The following is a 15019-nucleotide window of genomic DNA, read 5'->3' on the forward strand; positions in this document are numbered from 1 at the left end:
ATAGGTCTTGCTGATCTTCCAAGCGCTGTCGTACACGGTAAAAAATCAAGCATGCCTTGGATAGCTGGGTGTTGATGACACGCGGCCCTATGTCCTTAGTTTCAGAGGATGTTGTGAGCACTTTAGAATTGTGTAAGGTCTTCTACCTCTGGTTGATTGATTGGCCACCATCGCGATAACCTGGTCAGTGCCGATTTCACCTGAAGGTTTAGTTGCTCAGGTGCGTTGCGTGGCGTCCATCCTAGTTGTTGATACAGTCTAAGAAGTTTGTTCGTATCATAGCGGTCTTTAACTCGTACGCAGATCGTACGAAGCATTTGATTGGGCGCATCCGATCTCATCTCAGATTGCCCGACTCTGCTGGTGACCTTCTGGACCATGCAAAGCCATGGCCACCCGGTAAAACGTGCGACACACAGCCTTTTGCGATTTGGCGGTCTAGCCGAGAACGGCTTCGCCTCGAACGCTTGTCGCGCAACGGCTGTGTCGAAATTTTCTTCCCCTGGCGCGAAGCGCCATTCCTCGCGCATCAAGAAAATCCCGCCTCCGCCGTCCTTCGCTGACGCTGTGGGGCTGCGCCTGCGCGCGCGTTCGTCCCAGCCTCATCGACGCCATCGAGGCCGCGATGGTCGCGGGTTCGACCAGTGGAGACGCAAAATGGCAAGCATCGGCACATTCACCAGGAACGCTGACGGATCATTCATCGGTGAAATCGTCACGCTCTCGGTCCAAGCCAAGAACGTCCGGATCACGCCCGATGAGCACCGGGCCAGCGAAAACGCACCCACTCATTTGATAACTGTTGGGCGCGCCGAAATCGGCGCCGGCTGGGCCAAAACCTCGAGCGAAGGTCGTCGCTATCTTGGCCTGAAATTCGATGACCCGAGTTTCATCGCTCCAATCTACGCCAACCTGTTCGAAGATGCGGATGGCGGGACCCACTCCCTGATCTGGTCGCGCTCAAGCCGACGCAGCGCCGAATGACACTGATAGGTCGCGCCCTTCCGGGCGCGGCCTATCGCTGGCGCATTGAACACCAATATCGCGGTTGGAACGCGCGGGTGAGTCACTTCATCGCGTGGGCACGAGAAGAAGGCTGCAAACTGGCTTCGTTAGCGTTATACATATCAGAACAGAAAGAGATCGGATCAACGTAATGGCCACTGCCCCGGCGCTGGAATTCAAAAACGAGAGCGATCTCGTGTTCACCGACATATCGAGCGAGGCTTGGCGCGAGTATCAGTTTGAGTCCGGCGCGACTGTGCGGATCGAACACCCTGCGATGCTCAACGTCAGCGAGAGCGGCGGACATCGGATCTTCGATGGACAGGGCCTGTCGCATTATGTCCCTACCGGCTGGATCCACCTGGTATGGGAGCCGAAGCCTGGCGAACCCAATTTCGTCCGCTGAGCGCAACTGCAGCTGATAGTGAAAGGGGGCGACCGTGATCGTCTTTCTCTCATCATCGGCACGCTCGCGTTACGCCGACGACATTATTCGGATGTTGGCGTTGCCGCACGGCGGCCAGATGCAGTTTCGCTACAGCGCCAAATGGCTTGCGGATGACGTTCGCGCCCAAGTTCCCCGTGGGGAACTGGCGGGCGAACTCGCACTCATCTGCTACGTCGCGGACAGTAGCGCTGCTGATCCGTACGGGCTCGTGCCGGTACGGTTTGCGCGGATCATCCGTGCCGAACAGGTCGGAACGTCCTACATCCTGACGCTAGCCGCCGATGCATTTGCGGCGAATGTTTCGGACACAGACCTGCGATCGGCGATGACCATCGCCGATCGCAGCCGCCTCCCCAGTGCCGCTGGCGCGGCGAACGAACTTTATGGGATGGCCGCAGACTTTGACCCGCGTCCTCACAAACGCCGGTCATTCGATGCATTTGAAACGACCGCACAGAGCTTGAGTCGCTATGCCTCATTTGCGACCGAGCAGACTGCCTTCTTCTCGGTCCGGCATATCAGCGAGGTTAGCGGTCGTAGCTGGTTCGGAACCTGGCCAGCCCCAAACCGGATCGACCGAGGTGCCTTCATGCTCAGAACCGGTAAACGGTACGAGTGCGAGGTCTACTGCCTAAGGTTTTTCGAGAAGCAGCCTGACTTACAAGGTGTTAAGCTGCCGCCCGAGGAACTTACGCTCGTCGCTGAGGCAAACGACGATTCACTCCAGTTCGCTTCAACGACACGCAGCGTGATCGATTCTCGCTACGACGTGAAGCGCTTCATATTTGCCGAGGAGCCAGAGGTCTTGCGTCGCGTCAGCGGCTTCCGACTGTTCTTGTCCGCAGCCGGCGATATCGACGGGCAGGCGCGTCAGGACATTTCACTGCAGATGGTTTTTGGCGGTTCAATACTAATGGCGGCAGTGCGCGCGCTTTCCATCGGCATCGCAACAGCTGGTCCCGCCATGATCGCCGCCAACGCTTCGAACAAGCTCTATCCCGGCACAGCGATCGTGATGATCGCACTTGGGATTCTGGCAGGCATTGCCGCTATATTCCCGTCCTTTCGTAAGCCGTAGACCCAGACCCTCGCACGGAGTTCGTTTTTTTGGTCGTTGCCGCACAACACGCGTCCAGGCTGGTCTAAGTAGGAATGCCACCAGCGGCCATGCGCCGTGACCCAAGGAGGACATCATGAAGATCGATACCAACGCCGACGACCGCCTGCTCACCGAAGTCGAGCGCCAGGAAAAATACCTCGCCAAACTGCCGGACGATTTCCCGTTCCCGCTGTTCAACGCAGCGCAAGCGCTCGAGTCCCAACGTCGCAGCGGTTACCGTAACACCGCTGCTGCCGCCCGCGAGATCGTCGATAACGCGATCGAGGCGAAGGCGACCCGTATCGACATCTGTTTCGAACGGCCCAAGCAGTTGAAGGCACATCAGCGCTCGGAATCGATCCACGCGATGGCCTTCATCGACAACGGGTCGGGCATGCTTCCCAAGATGGCTCGCTATGCCCTTTCCTGGGGATCCGGCACCCATTTCGACGATCCAGCCTTTATCGGCAAGTTTGGGTTCGGTCTGCCCAACGCCTCGATCAATCAAACCAAGCTTGTCGAGGTTTATACCAAAACCGCCGAAGCGCTGACGATCACCAAGGCGACCCTCGACGTACGCCGCGTCCGTCAGCATGGGCTGCATACGATCGAAGCCCCTGTAGATGCGCCGCTGCCAGCGTTCGTCCAGAGCTATCTCGACAAGGCCGGTCTGGCGTTCGAGCACGGTACAGTCGTTGTCTGGGTTGAGCCTGATCGCCTTAGCTATCGCACGCCAGCCTTGATGAAAGAGCATCTGCTCGACGATTTCGGCGTCACCTATCGCTACCTGCTCGATAAGGTCGACCTGTTCATCGATAAAACGAAGATCGCCGCTGTCGATCCGATCTTCCTGACCCCCCACGCCCGTTATTACCTCGACGAGGCAAAGGGCGGATCCAAGATGAGCGCGGACTACAACATCGCGGTCAAATACGCACGAGATCCTGAAACCGGCATACCGGGGCTGTCAAAGGTCGCCGACCTCTCCGAACTGGACCGCAGCGATCCCGATCTTGAAGCTGCCGGTGCGATTTATGTGCGCGTGGCGCGCTTCCCTTACGGGTTTGCTGAGGCGGCTGCCAATGGACAGAAGGCAACGAGCGATGCCAATCGGCGGTTCGAAATCCGTAAGACGCGGCGTGGAATGTCCTTTGTTCGCGCCGGCCGCGAGATCGAGACGGTCGACGTGTTCCCCAAGTCGGTAAAGGATCAGTCCAAGGGGCTGGGCGATTGGCCGCTACTCCAGTCCTATGCTTATCACTGGGGCGTTGAGGTTCGCTTCGATCCCGATTTGGACGAAGTGTTCGGCATCACCAACGACAAGCAGACCGTTCGACCGATGGAGGATCTTTGGCGGCTGTTCGCCTCCGAGGACATCGATGACCAGCTTGGTCGTGAGCAGACCTTTCAGCGCAAGATGCGCAAGGAGGAGCGTGCCAAGCAAGAGAGCGCAAAAGCCGAAAAGAGCGCCGAGCCATCTGCTGCGGAAACCGCGGCAGCTGCTGCTGACGTCATGGCCGGGCAAAAGCCACGCGTGGCAGAGCGGCTCAAGGCAATGGTGCGCGAGAACCTGGAGGAAAGCGTCACCCAGCGTTCAAAGGTCGATAAAAGCTCGATCGATGCCGCGCGGAAGGCACTAGAGGATGAAGCAAAGCGTCGGCCCTATGTGATCGACTTTTATGACGAGCCACGCGGACCTTTCTACAAGCCCGACTGGCTAAATGGATCCCAGGTCGGCGTGCTCATCAACCGGGAGCATCCGTTCTTTCAGACGCTGTATAGCCCTCTTCTCAGCATGCCGCATGGCGGACAGGCAAAGCAGGCGCTCGATATCCTGCTAATTGCTTTGGCACGCGCTGAATTGGCGGTCGAAAATGAGGAAACCGCCAACTGGTATGTGACCCAGCGTGAACGAGCGTGGAGCAACTTCCTGACGGACGCCTATACCTCGCTCCAGCAGAAAATGGCTCCGATCGATGAAGAATCGGCCGAATCCACCGATGCGACCGGCGACATTGCAGATCAAGCCGAACGGCAAGCAGCAGAATAGACTGACACAGGGGCGAGAGCCCCTGTGTAACCATCTGGCCAGGCAAACGTTGCCCTGGTAAGGTGGCGTAATCAAGTAAAGCGTACCAGCTCGAAACCAGTGTAGGCGCGGCCATGAGCCGTCATGTCCCCCGGACGCTGCAACGGCCTTCAAGCTGAATTTCTGAAGGTCCAAGCAGCGAACAGGAGGACTCCGTCATGAGCGGCGTTACACTCAATATTCTCATCGAATCCGCGCTTTTGCAGCGCCCTTATCATCAGCAGCGTCTCGGGCTCCAGGCAGCGCGCTATTGTCGGGCAATCACCAATCGGTTCTGCGCCGACTTTCCCGAAGACCGTCATGAAGAGGTGCTTGGTCAGGCCTTTGCTGAGTTGATGTCGGCTGGTTCCGATGCGCTTACGATCCGCTCGGGTTTGTCGGTCTTTCGGCGCGCGATTTTCGCCGCGATCCGTATCGTACGCGCGGATTATGCACCGCCGGGTCATCGGACGCGACGGATGCCGGCTGATACGCTGCTCCCGAAAGTCGCGGCCGAGGATATCGGCCGTATTGCCGACCGTCAGGCCATCGAACGGTGCACCATTGGCGAGGTAGGTGATCGGCATCTGGATCTCGACCTTCTCGAAAACCATCCCGCTGCTGCTGCGATCAAACAATGCGAGGACCGGGTCGACGCGGAATGGGCGTTGCGTCGGGCGCCGCCTAATGTCGCCAAGGCGCTTCGGCTTATTTACCTCGATGATGCGCCCGTTTCAGTCGCCGCCCACAGTGTCGGTCTGTCGCGGTTCGCGCTGCACCGACAGATGACCACCTTCACCGCATTGTGGCGATCGGCAGCCTAATCCATGACCGATTTACAGTCGATGCGTGGTGCGGGCATCAGTGCCGTGCTCGCCGCACAACGTGCTTACGCCCAAGTCAGGCGTGAGCGCTCGAAATACGGACTGATGGTGCCTGAGGCGTTTGTCAGGGGCATCCGCGATCTCGGGTATCGCAGCAATGGCGACGCTATCGCCGAGTTGATCGACAATTCACTCCAGGCGTTTGCCGACCGCATCGACATCGTCTTTGGCTATGACGGGTCTACGTCCAGCAAAAAGCCTGTTCAGCTTGCCGTGATCGACAACGGGCACGGCATGGAACCCGACATGATCCGCATGGCCGTCATGTGGGGCGGCACGCACCGGGAGGATGATCGCACTGGTCTGGGCCGTTATGGCTATGGGTTGCCTTGCGCCTCGGTCAGCCTTGGCCGGCGCTTTACCGTCTACTCGGCCGTTACTGAAGGCGACCTTCATGCCGTGACCCTGGACCTCGATCACCTGGCCGCGGGCGACTATACCGATCTGAGCGGTGAGATCGTTGTCCCGGAGCCTGGCATCGCCGAATTACCGGGCTTCGTCACCGACCATATCGCCCTTGCCTATCCACGTGGATGGCGCGGGGGGACCGTGATCTTGATCGATAAACTCGATCGGCTGGAGTGGGCCACGACCCAAGGCCTGCGCGAGAATCTACGCCGGCAATTCGGGGTGACCTATCATAAGCTCCGCGGTGAAGCGGCGCTCTATGTCGACAATGAATATGTCGAGCCGATTGATCCGCTGTTTCTCACTCCTGAGTTCCATCTGTACGATCTCGACACCGATCGCGCCAACGCGTTTGATCCGATCCGTATTGAAGTCCGCGATCCCGATACCGGGGGTTATCGCGGCGCAATGACGCTGCGGTATGCGTGGCTACCGCCCAGCTTCGGGTCGGTTGACAAGGAGCGCGACGCGGTCGGCCTCAATGCCAACCCCCGCTTTGCCATTCTCAAAGATTATCATGGGATCATCTTCAGCCGGAATGGCCGCCTGATCGACGTCCAGACCCGGGCACCGTGGACCAGCTTCATCAACAATGATCGCTATATCAAGGTGGAGATCGAGTTTTCGGCAACACTTGATGAGGCCTTCGGCGTGACGACTTCGAAGCAGCAGGTGACGGTTTCAACGTTCATCTGGGATCTGCTGCGCGAAGCCGGTGTTCCAAAGGCCGTTGAGCAACTGCGCGCAAGGGTCAAGGATGCCAAGCTCGCCAGACGGCTGGCCGCATTCAGTCCAAGGCCGGGAGAACGGCTATTGTCCGAACGCGCCATGGGCGGCGTGATCAGGCTGGCCGGGACGGCAGAGAACGAGCACCAATATGATTTTGGCCTGCGGGTGTCTCCGTACCGCCTCCAATTCGAAACCCTGCCCGGACAGCCGTTCTTCCGGGTGGATCGGCATGCCGGCGCACGATCGTTGCACATCAACACCGCGCACCGTTTCTATGAGGATCTCTATCAGGCCCCCTCCACGACCGCGGAGTTTCGCTCGGCGCTTGAAATCCTATTGTTCTGCTATGGCGACGTGCTTCTGGATGCCGGTGAGCGCGCGCACGACGACCTGTTTCGGCAGGTTACTCTCTGGTCCAGACGGCTCGAACAGGCGCTCGGCATGATGGCGTCTCACCTCATCGCCAGCGATGATGAGGATGTCGGCGCGGCGCTCTGGCAAGGCTAATCGAGGTGGCTAATTTACGGTCATGATGCGATAAGGGTCGGGGGCCGCGCAAGCGGCCCGTTTGATTCTGGAGGCTGGGTGACCGCAAACGACAAAATCCACGGTCCCGGTGAAACGCGCGCATTTTCTCCGTTTCTCGCGCCCGAAGAACGCCACGAGCTCAATCAGGCGATTGATTTTGGCGCCGCTCCCTTGCCTGGTTTCGCCGACGCGATGCGTGCACTTGCCCGAGGCTATATCGACGACGGTGATAGCCTAAAGCTGCGTGCGATCCTTCTGCTTGTCGCCGACCTCGCTGAGCAGGGATGGGAGGTAACGTCAAAGGCCGGTGCGATATCATTTCTGCCTCCTGGTCTAACCGCCAAGGGCGAGGAGTCGATTGACGACATCAAGGCACGCGTACGTCAGGCTCTGCAGGTAGCGCGCCGTCGCCAACTCGCCGAACCATCGGTGCGGGCTTTTCTCGAGCGCTCCGAACGCCGACGCGTACGCAAGAACCACGGCAAGACATCGATCATCGATCTGATCGACGATGGCGCCGATCTCGCCAAGGCACTTGCCAAGATCAATGATCTGCCGGCCGACGACCGCGAAGATGCGCTGGCTAAGGTTGTTGATCCCGTTGTCGAGGTCTGCGAAGCCGGGGTCAACTGTACCGTTACAGGTTTGCCGCTGATCGATATCTGGCGGTATTTCCGGCACACCTGGGCCCACGAATATCGTTCGATCCCGGGGCGCCAGATGCTCGTTCTCATTCGTAACGCGGCACGGCCCAACCGCCCGGTAATGGGCATCGCCATGCTTGCCAGCCCCGTCATGCGTCTGACGGCCCGCGATACATGGATCGGCTGGTTACGCGAGTCTGCCCAGGAACGCGTCGAAACCGGTGAATGGGATGCCGTTGAACTGGCCGAGGCACTGCTGGCTCGCGTCGATGCTTCGCTCGGCGAGGTTCGCTGGGACGATCTTGCCTCGGCCACTGAGATCAAAACGCCGACCCAAACCGTCGCGCTGCGCTTAGAACAACGAGCGGCCGGTGCCGCGTTCGCGCGCGAGGTCGAATTGCGCGCGCATTATGAACAGCAACTGGGTGACGGCAAAACCATTCGGCCGCATCGCGGAACGCTGAAAACCGCCACGCCGGACGCAAACTGGTTGGCGGCATCAGAAGATCTGCTCTTTGTTCGGAAGCGCGCCGACAGTCTGGCAAAACTACTGTTTGCCAAGCAGACGTTTCGCGCCGCGCGGCTCAAGCGTTGGCCTGCCCAGGCGCTCGAGCGCCTGTTTCAGTCACGAGACGGACGTCGTGCCATAGACATCGTGATGGCGGAGTTCCGCAAGGCCGGCCTGTCCAGCGAAGTTGCTGACGTCAGCATTTGCGGTGCCGTTCATCCATACAACGAGTTGTTGGGAGGCAAACTCGTCGCCTTGCTGCTCGCCTCACAGGATGTCCGCGACGCCTATGCACGGCGGTATGGCGGCCAGATCAGCGTGATCACGTCGCAGATGGCTGGGCGCCCGGTCAGCCGGTCGGCAAATCTGCGGATCGTGACGACCACCAGCCTCTATGGTGTGGGGTCCAGCCAATATAACCGACTGGTTCTGCGGGCCGCTGATCATCCCGGGCTGCCATGCGACCTCCGGTGGGGGGCAATCGGCAAGAGCCTGACAGGTGGCTACGGCACACTCCATCTGGGCAACGAGACGGCGCATGCGCTGCGCAACATGGCCTTTGCCCGGCATGATTCGCGCCGGGTCAACAACCGCTTCGGTGAAGGTACCAGCCCACGATTGCGCCAGATCCGCGAGGGACTCGATGCGCTTGGTCTGAAGAGCGATGCGATCCTGCATCACGCGACCCCGAGGATATTCTATGGTTGCGAACTGACGCCCGGCGCGCGCACCGCGCTGGTTGGTCTTGGCGGCAAACCCGTTGCAGCTGCCGCCAGCGTAGATATTGCTGCGGCATGGCGTCGCCGCTGGCTTCTGACGCGGATTGCTCGACCGGAAACCCTGCAAGCGCTTAAGAGCTTGGGACCAACCAGCGTTCGGGCAACTCTCCATGCCGATACGGATGGCCAATTCTTGCTACCCATCGAGGCCGACTGATCGTGCCGACGGGCAAGCGGGGCTAGGACGGTATGGATCCCCGGTTCGCTCGTGTGATCGATCAACTCCATCCGGCCTTCCAACGCCTCCTGGCAACATCGCCTACCAGCCATGGCCGCCTGCCGCGTGATATGCCGACCCAGGGCGTGTACCTGTTCAGCGAAGGCGACCGGCACCTCTATGCCGGTCGATCCAACCATCTGCGGAACCGCGTCGAACAACATTGCCGTGCCGGATCGCAGCACAATCAGGCAGTTTTCGCCTTTCGGCCGGCACGCGAGGCGACCGGCATGGTGACGCCCGCTTATTCGACGGGTGCCGGAAGCCGAAAAAACCTGGCTGTGGACACAGTTTTTGCAGAATCGTTCACCGCGGCCAAAGCGCGCGTGCGGGCGATGGATTATCGCTGCATCGAGGAGACGGATCAGACGCGTCAGGCTTTGCTGGAGCTTTACTGCGCGATTGCGTTGAGCTGTCCATACAACGATTTCAACACGCACTGACCGCTGAGGCGGAATCTGGTTACCAAGCCCTTATCGGAATTCGTCCTGCGTGGTATTGACACTGTGACAGCGGAGGTTCTTCTGCAAGCCGGGCTCCAAGAGTGGGTCCATGGCAAGGTCGATGAACCTGATGATGGCCTCCCTGCGCCGCCACACTATTCGGTGTGACGTCACCCTGTGGGAGGTCCAGTTATGGCCCGTACCAATTCGACGCCCCCAGTCCCTAAGGACTGGCAGACCTACATCAACAAAACCGCCCGCAACTTTGCGACAGGCATGTTCGACAAGGACGATGCCCAGCAGGTTGCTCTTGAGGCGTTCCTGCGCGCGCGCAACGGCTATAACCCGGTCAAGGGGCCATTCGAAAATTACGCCAAGGTGGCGATCTACAACGCCCTGCTGAATGCCCGTATGACCGAGCAGCGCTTCTGGGGTGGTGGCGAAGCCCCCGACGATGACACCACCGACGAGGTCGCACCGGAGCCTTGGGAGGCGGAAGACGCAACCCTTGACCTGATCACCATGAACAATGCGGCTGCGGATATTTCGGCGTGGCGCCAGTGCTTGCCCTCGAAGCCTGCCGCGTTGGTCGAGGCCCTCTATTATCGCGATCAGTCTCAGCGCGAATTTGCAGAAAGCGAAGGCGTGACCCAGGCGCGGATCAGCCAGCGTAATGTCGAGGTACTCGGCGTTGCCCGTCGCGCCTTGGCCCATTTGCGTATGTAATTGACGCGGCCCGGAAACCGGCAGACCGAGCGTGACGGTCGGCAATATCAGCCAATCGTCACGCTCGGGATCCGCCCTTGCATCGAAGACGCTTGATCGCCAGCCGTAAGCTTCGAGAGGCACAGCGCAATTATAGAGGAGAGGGAGCCTTCGGCTTGTTGATCCGGTGACGAGCACCGGGCGACAAACCGGAGACCCATCATGCGCAATTCAGGCGTAGCTCTCGAACTCAATTTCACCGAACCGTCGATCACCGCTGCAAAAGCAGTCGCCGACACCATTGCCAGGAACGGATCGCTCCAGCGCGACACGCTGCTGTGGGTCATGGAGGAAGCCTATGGCGGTTCCTCGGCCGATGGTCGCTGGTCGCTTCGCGACGCCTACGACATGCTCGAACTCGCTCAGGTCATGTACCTCGCAAAGGCCGATCTTCCTACTGATCCCGGCGCATGCCTCGCCGCGCTGACCGCGCTGGTCCGCAGTCTGCCGACGCACACCGTCCGCAGCGAGGAGCAGATCGAACTCCAGCAATTCTCCACCCCTGCCCCGATCGCCTACCTGGCTACGCTCGCTGGCCGGATCGCCCCCACGGATCTGGTCCTCGAGCCGTCTGCCGGTACCGGCCTGCTCGCGGTGTTCGCGGATCGCGCCGGTGCGCGCCTGATCCTAAACGAGATCGATCCGGCCCGCGCCGAGATGCTCGCAGCCGCCTTTCCCGGCGTGGCCGTCACCCGTCACGACGCCGAACTGGTTCACGATCTGCTGGCGCCGAGCGTCCGCCCCACGGCCGTCCTCATCAATCCCCCGTTCTCGCGCAGCATCGGACGCCACGCCGACCCGCTGGCGGCCTTCCGGCATCTCCGCGCCGCCTTGATGCGTCTTGATGCCGGAGGCCGCTGCGCCGCCATCCTGCCGACCCGCGTCGACACGTCGAGCCGCGCCTGGGCCAAGGCGACCGAGGGCTGCACGTTGACCCTGCACCTCGAACTTCCGGCGAACGCCTACGCCAAGCATGGCACCAGCCAGACCGTCAAAATCATGGTGCTGGAGAAAGGCACTGGCATGCCTGCCGACCTGATCCGCTGCGCTACACTCGCCGAGGCTCTCGCGGCGATCGCCGCTCCGCCCGTCAGCGCGCCTGTCACGCTCGCGTCCTCGCTGCTTGGCCGCCCGAGCGGACGCAGCTTGTTGCTTGGCGGCCTGTCGAACAAACCTCGCCTGAGCGCACCAACTGCGAGCGCCGTGCGGTCGCAGATCGCGACGCCGATCGACTACACCGTGTTCGCCGAGCCGGTACCGACCGGCGAGGCCGTGGGCGTGTACCTGCCCTATCGACCGAGCCGCATCGCCATCCCGTGTGCGTCCGCGCATCCGACCGCGCTGGTGGAGTCGATCGCCATGGGCTCGATCACCGCGCCACGGCCGTCCTACGCCCCTACCCTCTCGCAGTCCGTCGTTGACGCGAAGACACTCTCCGACGCCCAGTTGGAGACGCTAATCTATGCCGGCGACGCTTTCGAGCGCGACATTCCCGGCCTGTTCAAACCCGTCGAGGAGGGGCTGTCGCTTAGCCTCGACGAGGATGGCCGTCCTTACCGGACCGGTTTCTTCCTCGGTGATGGCACCGGCGCCGGCAAAGGCCGACAGGTTGCCGCGATCATTCTCGACCAGTGGCTGCGCGGATGCCGCAGGCACATCTGGATCACGAAGACCGAGACCCTGCTCGAGGACGCGCGTCGCGACTGGACCGCTGTGGGGGGTCTCGCGCTCGACATCCAGCATCTCAACCAGTGGAAGCTCGGCACCCCCATCGGCGCCGGCGATGGCATTCTCTTCCTCACCTATGCGACGCTGCGCTCTAATCGCGGCGACAAGGGCACGCGGCTCAAGCAGATCCTCGAATGGGTCGGCGACGACTATGACGGCATGGTCGTGTTCGACGAGGCGCATGAGATGGCCGGCGTCGCAGGCGGCGAAGGCCGCGAAGGCCGCTTCGGCACCAAGGATGGATCGGACCAAGGCATTGCCGGTGTCCGCCTGCAGAATCTCTTGCCCCGCGCCCGCGTCCTCTACGTGTCCGCGACAGGTGCGTCCGACGTCAACAAACTCGCCTACGCGACACGGCTCGGCCTGTGGGGTCCGGGCACGGCATTTGCCGATCGCCGGACTTTCGTCGATTCCCTGCGCAGAGGCGGGATCGCGGCGATGGAACTGATTGCCCGCGACCTCAAGATGCAGGGTCTCTACGTCGCTCGCGCCCTGAGCTTCGCTGGCGTCGAGTACGACATCCTCAATCACAATCTCACCCCCGACCAGATCGAGGTGTACGATGCCTATGCCGACGCATGGGCTATCATCCATGCGAACGTGCGCGCCGCGCTGGACGCGACCCGCATCACCGACAGCTTCTCGAACGACACCTATAACAGCGGCGCCAAGGCGGCCGCGGTGTCGATCTTCGAATCCACCAAGCAGCGCTTCTTCTGCCAACTTTTGATCGGCATGAAGCTGCCTGCCTTGATCCCTGCGATCCGCGCCGATCTCGACCGCGGCGAGAGCGTCGTGATCCAACTCGTCTCCACGTCCGAGGCAATGCTCAACCGTGCGCTTGCCGCGCTGACGGTCGAGGAACGCGCCAACCTCGACATTGAGCTTTCCCCACGCGAGTTCGTCGTGTCCTATCTGACGGCCGCCTTCCCGGTGCGGCAGATGAAAACCTATGTCGACGACACCGGCAAGACGCGCTCCGAGCCCATGTCGGACGAGGACGGCCGCCCCGTCTTCAGCCAGGAAGCGCTAGAGATGCGCGACAATCTCCTTGAGCAGTTCTGCGCGCTGCCGATCGTCGGATCCGCGCTCGATCACGTTATCGGGCATTTCGGCACCGACGCGGTTGCCGAGGTGACGGGGCGCAGCCGGCGCGTCATCATGGACGCCCACGGCCGCCAGCGCGTCGAAAGCCGCTCGCCGCGCACCAATCTCGCCGAAACCGACGCCTTCATGCGGGGGCAGAAGAAGATCCTGATCTTCTCCGACGCTGGCGGCACCGGCCGCAGCTATCATGCGAGCCTGACGTGCGAAAACCAGTCGCGCCGCAATCATTACCTCCTCGAGCCGGGCTGGCGTGCTGACGCTGCCATCCAGGGGCTTGGACGCACGCACCGCACCCATCAGGCGACCGCACCGCTGTTCCGGCCGGTGTCGACCGACTGCCGGGGCGAACGTCGCTTCATCTCGACGATCGCGCGCCGGCTCGACAGCCTGGGCGCGCTCACTCGCGGCCAGCGCCAGACCGGCGGTCAGGGCCTGTTCGACCCGCGCGACAACCTCGAAAGCGACTATGCCAAGGACTCGCTAGAACAGTGGTTTCGCTTGCTCGCCAACGGCAAGCTGCGCTCGACCACGCTGGACGAGTTCCAGAAACTGACCGGCCTCGAGTTGGAGGGCGAAGGTGGCGGGCTCAAGGAGGAGATGCCCCCGATCCAGCGCTGGCTCAATCGCATCCTCGCGCTGCGCATCGCCATGCAGAACGCGATCTTCGACGAGTATCTCGGGCTGATCGAGGCGCGGATCGAGGCGGCCAAGGAGGCCGGCACGCTTGATCTTGGCGTCGAGAGCATCAACGCCGAGCGCATCACGATCCTCGATCGCACCGTCATCCGGCGCGACCAGACCAGCGGTGCCGAGACCGAGATCCTTCGATTGGAGACCGAGGAACGCTACAAGCCCCTCGCGCTAGATCGCGCTTTGCGGATCCTCGGCGACGACGCCCGCCCGATCGTCAACCGCAAGTCGGGCAAGGCCGCGATCCGGTGCAGCACCTACTCGCTCACCGATGACGATGGCGAGATCGTGCGCCGCTATGAGCTGGTCCGCCCGACGCGCACCGAACGGATGCGGCAGGATCTTCTCCTTGAAACGATGTGGGAAGATGCCAGTGAGGCCGCGTTTTCCGCGTTCTGGCAGGCCGAGGTCGATGAGATGTCGGGCAAGATACGCACCAACACGCTCTACCTCGTCACCGGCCTGCTCCTGCCGGTCTGGGATCGCTTGCCCGACGATCACGTCCAGGTCTGGCGTCTCAACACCGATGAAGGCCAGTCCTTCCTTGGCCGCATCGTCCCCGCCCCGCTCGTGACCAAGCTCGCGGGCGCCTTCGGCATCGCCGCCACCATCACCGTGCCGGGTGCCGATACCGCCAAGCACGTCATGGGGACGGCTGAGATCACCGCGCTCGGTGCGTACCGGCTTAAGCGCAGCCTGGTCGCAGGACAGCAGCGCCTCGAATTGCTCGACTGGCCGCACACGCGGTTGGCCGAGCTGAAGGCGGCCGGGTGCTTCACCGAGATCATCCAGCACAAGACGCGGATGTTCGTCCCCATCGCGACTGCCGCGACCGTGATCGACCGCATCACCGCTTGCCCCGAATGAGGCTCTCTTCCCGATCATCAGAGGGAGGGGAGGGAGCCTTCGGCTTGTGAGCTTGGAGGACCAGGCTCGCGTGACCGCGGGACGCGGCGCGCCATTTCCAAA

Annotated in this window: 10 protein-coding genes; all 10 read left to right on the plus strand. The window is 61.4% G+C overall.

Features of this window, described 5'->3' with window-relative positions; translation table 11 throughout:
- Positions 1-657 precede the first annotated feature (657 nt).
- The 10 genes from U1763_RS19630 to U1763_RS19675 all read left to right on the plus strand — a co-directional run bounded on the left by U1763_RS19630 (position 658) and on the right by U1763_RS19675 (position 14917).
- Positions 658-984 (plus strand): DUF736 domain-containing protein, encoded by a 327-nt coding sequence (locus tag U1763_RS19630; protein WP_332756648.1) that lies wholly within the window; start codon positions 658-660, stop codon positions 982-984.
- 172 nt (positions 985-1156) lie between these two features.
- Positions 1157-1411: a hypothetical protein gene (locus U1763_RS19635; RefSeq protein WP_332756611.1), complete on the plus strand. Its 255-nt coding sequence runs from the start codon at positions 1157-1159 to the stop codon at positions 1409-1411.
- 34 nt (positions 1412-1445) lie between these two features.
- Positions 1446-2531 (plus strand): hypothetical protein, encoded by a 1086-nt coding sequence (locus tag U1763_RS19640; RefSeq protein WP_332756612.1) that lies wholly within the window; start codon positions 1446-1448, stop codon positions 2529-2531.
- Positions 2532-2646: 115 nt separating this feature from the next.
- Positions 2647-4602: an ATP-binding protein gene (locus tag U1763_RS19645; RefSeq protein ID WP_332756613.1), complete on the plus strand. Its 1956-nt coding sequence runs from the start codon at positions 2647-2649 to the stop codon at positions 4600-4602.
- 197 nt (positions 4603-4799) lie between these two features.
- Complete coding sequence (locus U1763_RS19650) at positions 4800-5444, plus strand: hypothetical protein (RefSeq protein WP_332756614.1); 645 nt, start codon at positions 4800-4802, stop codon at positions 5442-5444.
- 3 nt (positions 5445-5447) lie between these two features.
- Positions 5448-7148: an ATP-binding protein gene (locus U1763_RS19655; protein ID WP_332756615.1), complete on the plus strand. Its 1701-nt coding sequence runs from the start codon at positions 5448-5450 to the stop codon at positions 7146-7148.
- 78 nt (positions 7149-7226) lie between these two features.
- The gene (locus tag U1763_RS19660; RefSeq protein ID WP_332756616.1) at positions 7227-9257 is read left to right on the plus strand and encodes a Druantia anti-phage system protein DruA; all 2031 of its coding nucleotides are present in this window, start codon (positions 7227-7229) and stop codon (positions 9255-9257) included.
- A gap of 53 nt (positions 9258-9310) precedes the next feature.
- A complete protein-coding gene (locus U1763_RS19665) occupies positions 9311-9760 on the plus strand; it encodes a hypothetical protein (RefSeq protein WP_332756617.1) in 450 nt (149 codons plus the stop codon).
- A 192-nt stretch (positions 9761-9952) separates the two neighbouring features.
- Positions 9953-10486 (plus strand): sigma-70 family RNA polymerase sigma factor, encoded by a 534-nt coding sequence (locus U1763_RS19670; protein ID WP_332756618.1) that lies wholly within the window; start codon positions 9953-9955, stop codon positions 10484-10486.
- 201 nt (positions 10487-10687) lie between these two features.
- Positions 10688-14917, plus strand: coding sequence for a strawberry notch-like NTP hydrolase domain-containing protein (locus tag U1763_RS19675; protein WP_332756619.1), 4230 nt, complete (start codon positions 10688-10690; stop codon positions 14915-14917).
- The last annotated feature ends 102 nt before the right edge of the window (positions 14918-15019 follow it).

The organism is Sphingomonas sorbitolis, from assembly GCF_036663875.1.
In the GTDB taxonomy this organism is placed as follows: domain Bacteria; phylum Pseudomonadota; class Alphaproteobacteria; order Sphingomonadales; family Sphingomonadaceae; genus Sphingomonas.

What these genes read in the sequence shown, in the direction of transcription:
- U1763_RS19630 (WP_332756648.1), top strand. Translation starts at nt 658, where the DNA reads ATGGCAAGCATCGGCACATTCACCAGGAACGCTGACGGATCATTCATC.
- U1763_RS19635 (WP_332756611.1), top strand. Translation starts at nt 1,157, where the DNA reads ATGGCCACTGCCCCGGCGCTGGAATTCAAAAACGAGAGCGATCTCGTG.
- U1763_RS19645 (WP_332756613.1), top strand. Translation starts at nt 2,647, where the DNA reads ATGAAGATCGATACCAACGCCGACGACCGCCTGCTCACCGAAGTCGAG.
- U1763_RS19650 (WP_332756614.1), top strand. Translation starts at nt 4,800, where the DNA reads ATGAGCGGCGTTACACTCAATATTCTCATCGAATCCGCGCTTTTGCAG.
- U1763_RS19655 (WP_332756615.1), top strand. Translation starts at nt 5,448, where the DNA reads ATGACCGATTTACAGTCGATGCGTGGTGCGGGCATCAGTGCCGTGCTC.
- U1763_RS19670 (WP_332756618.1), top strand. Translation starts at nt 9,953, where the DNA reads ATGGCCCGTACCAATTCGACGCCCCCAGTCCCTAAGGACTGGCAGACC.
- U1763_RS19675 (WP_332756619.1), top strand. Translation starts at nt 10,688, where the DNA reads ATGCGCAATTCAGGCGTAGCTCTCGAACTCAATTTCACCGAACCGTCG.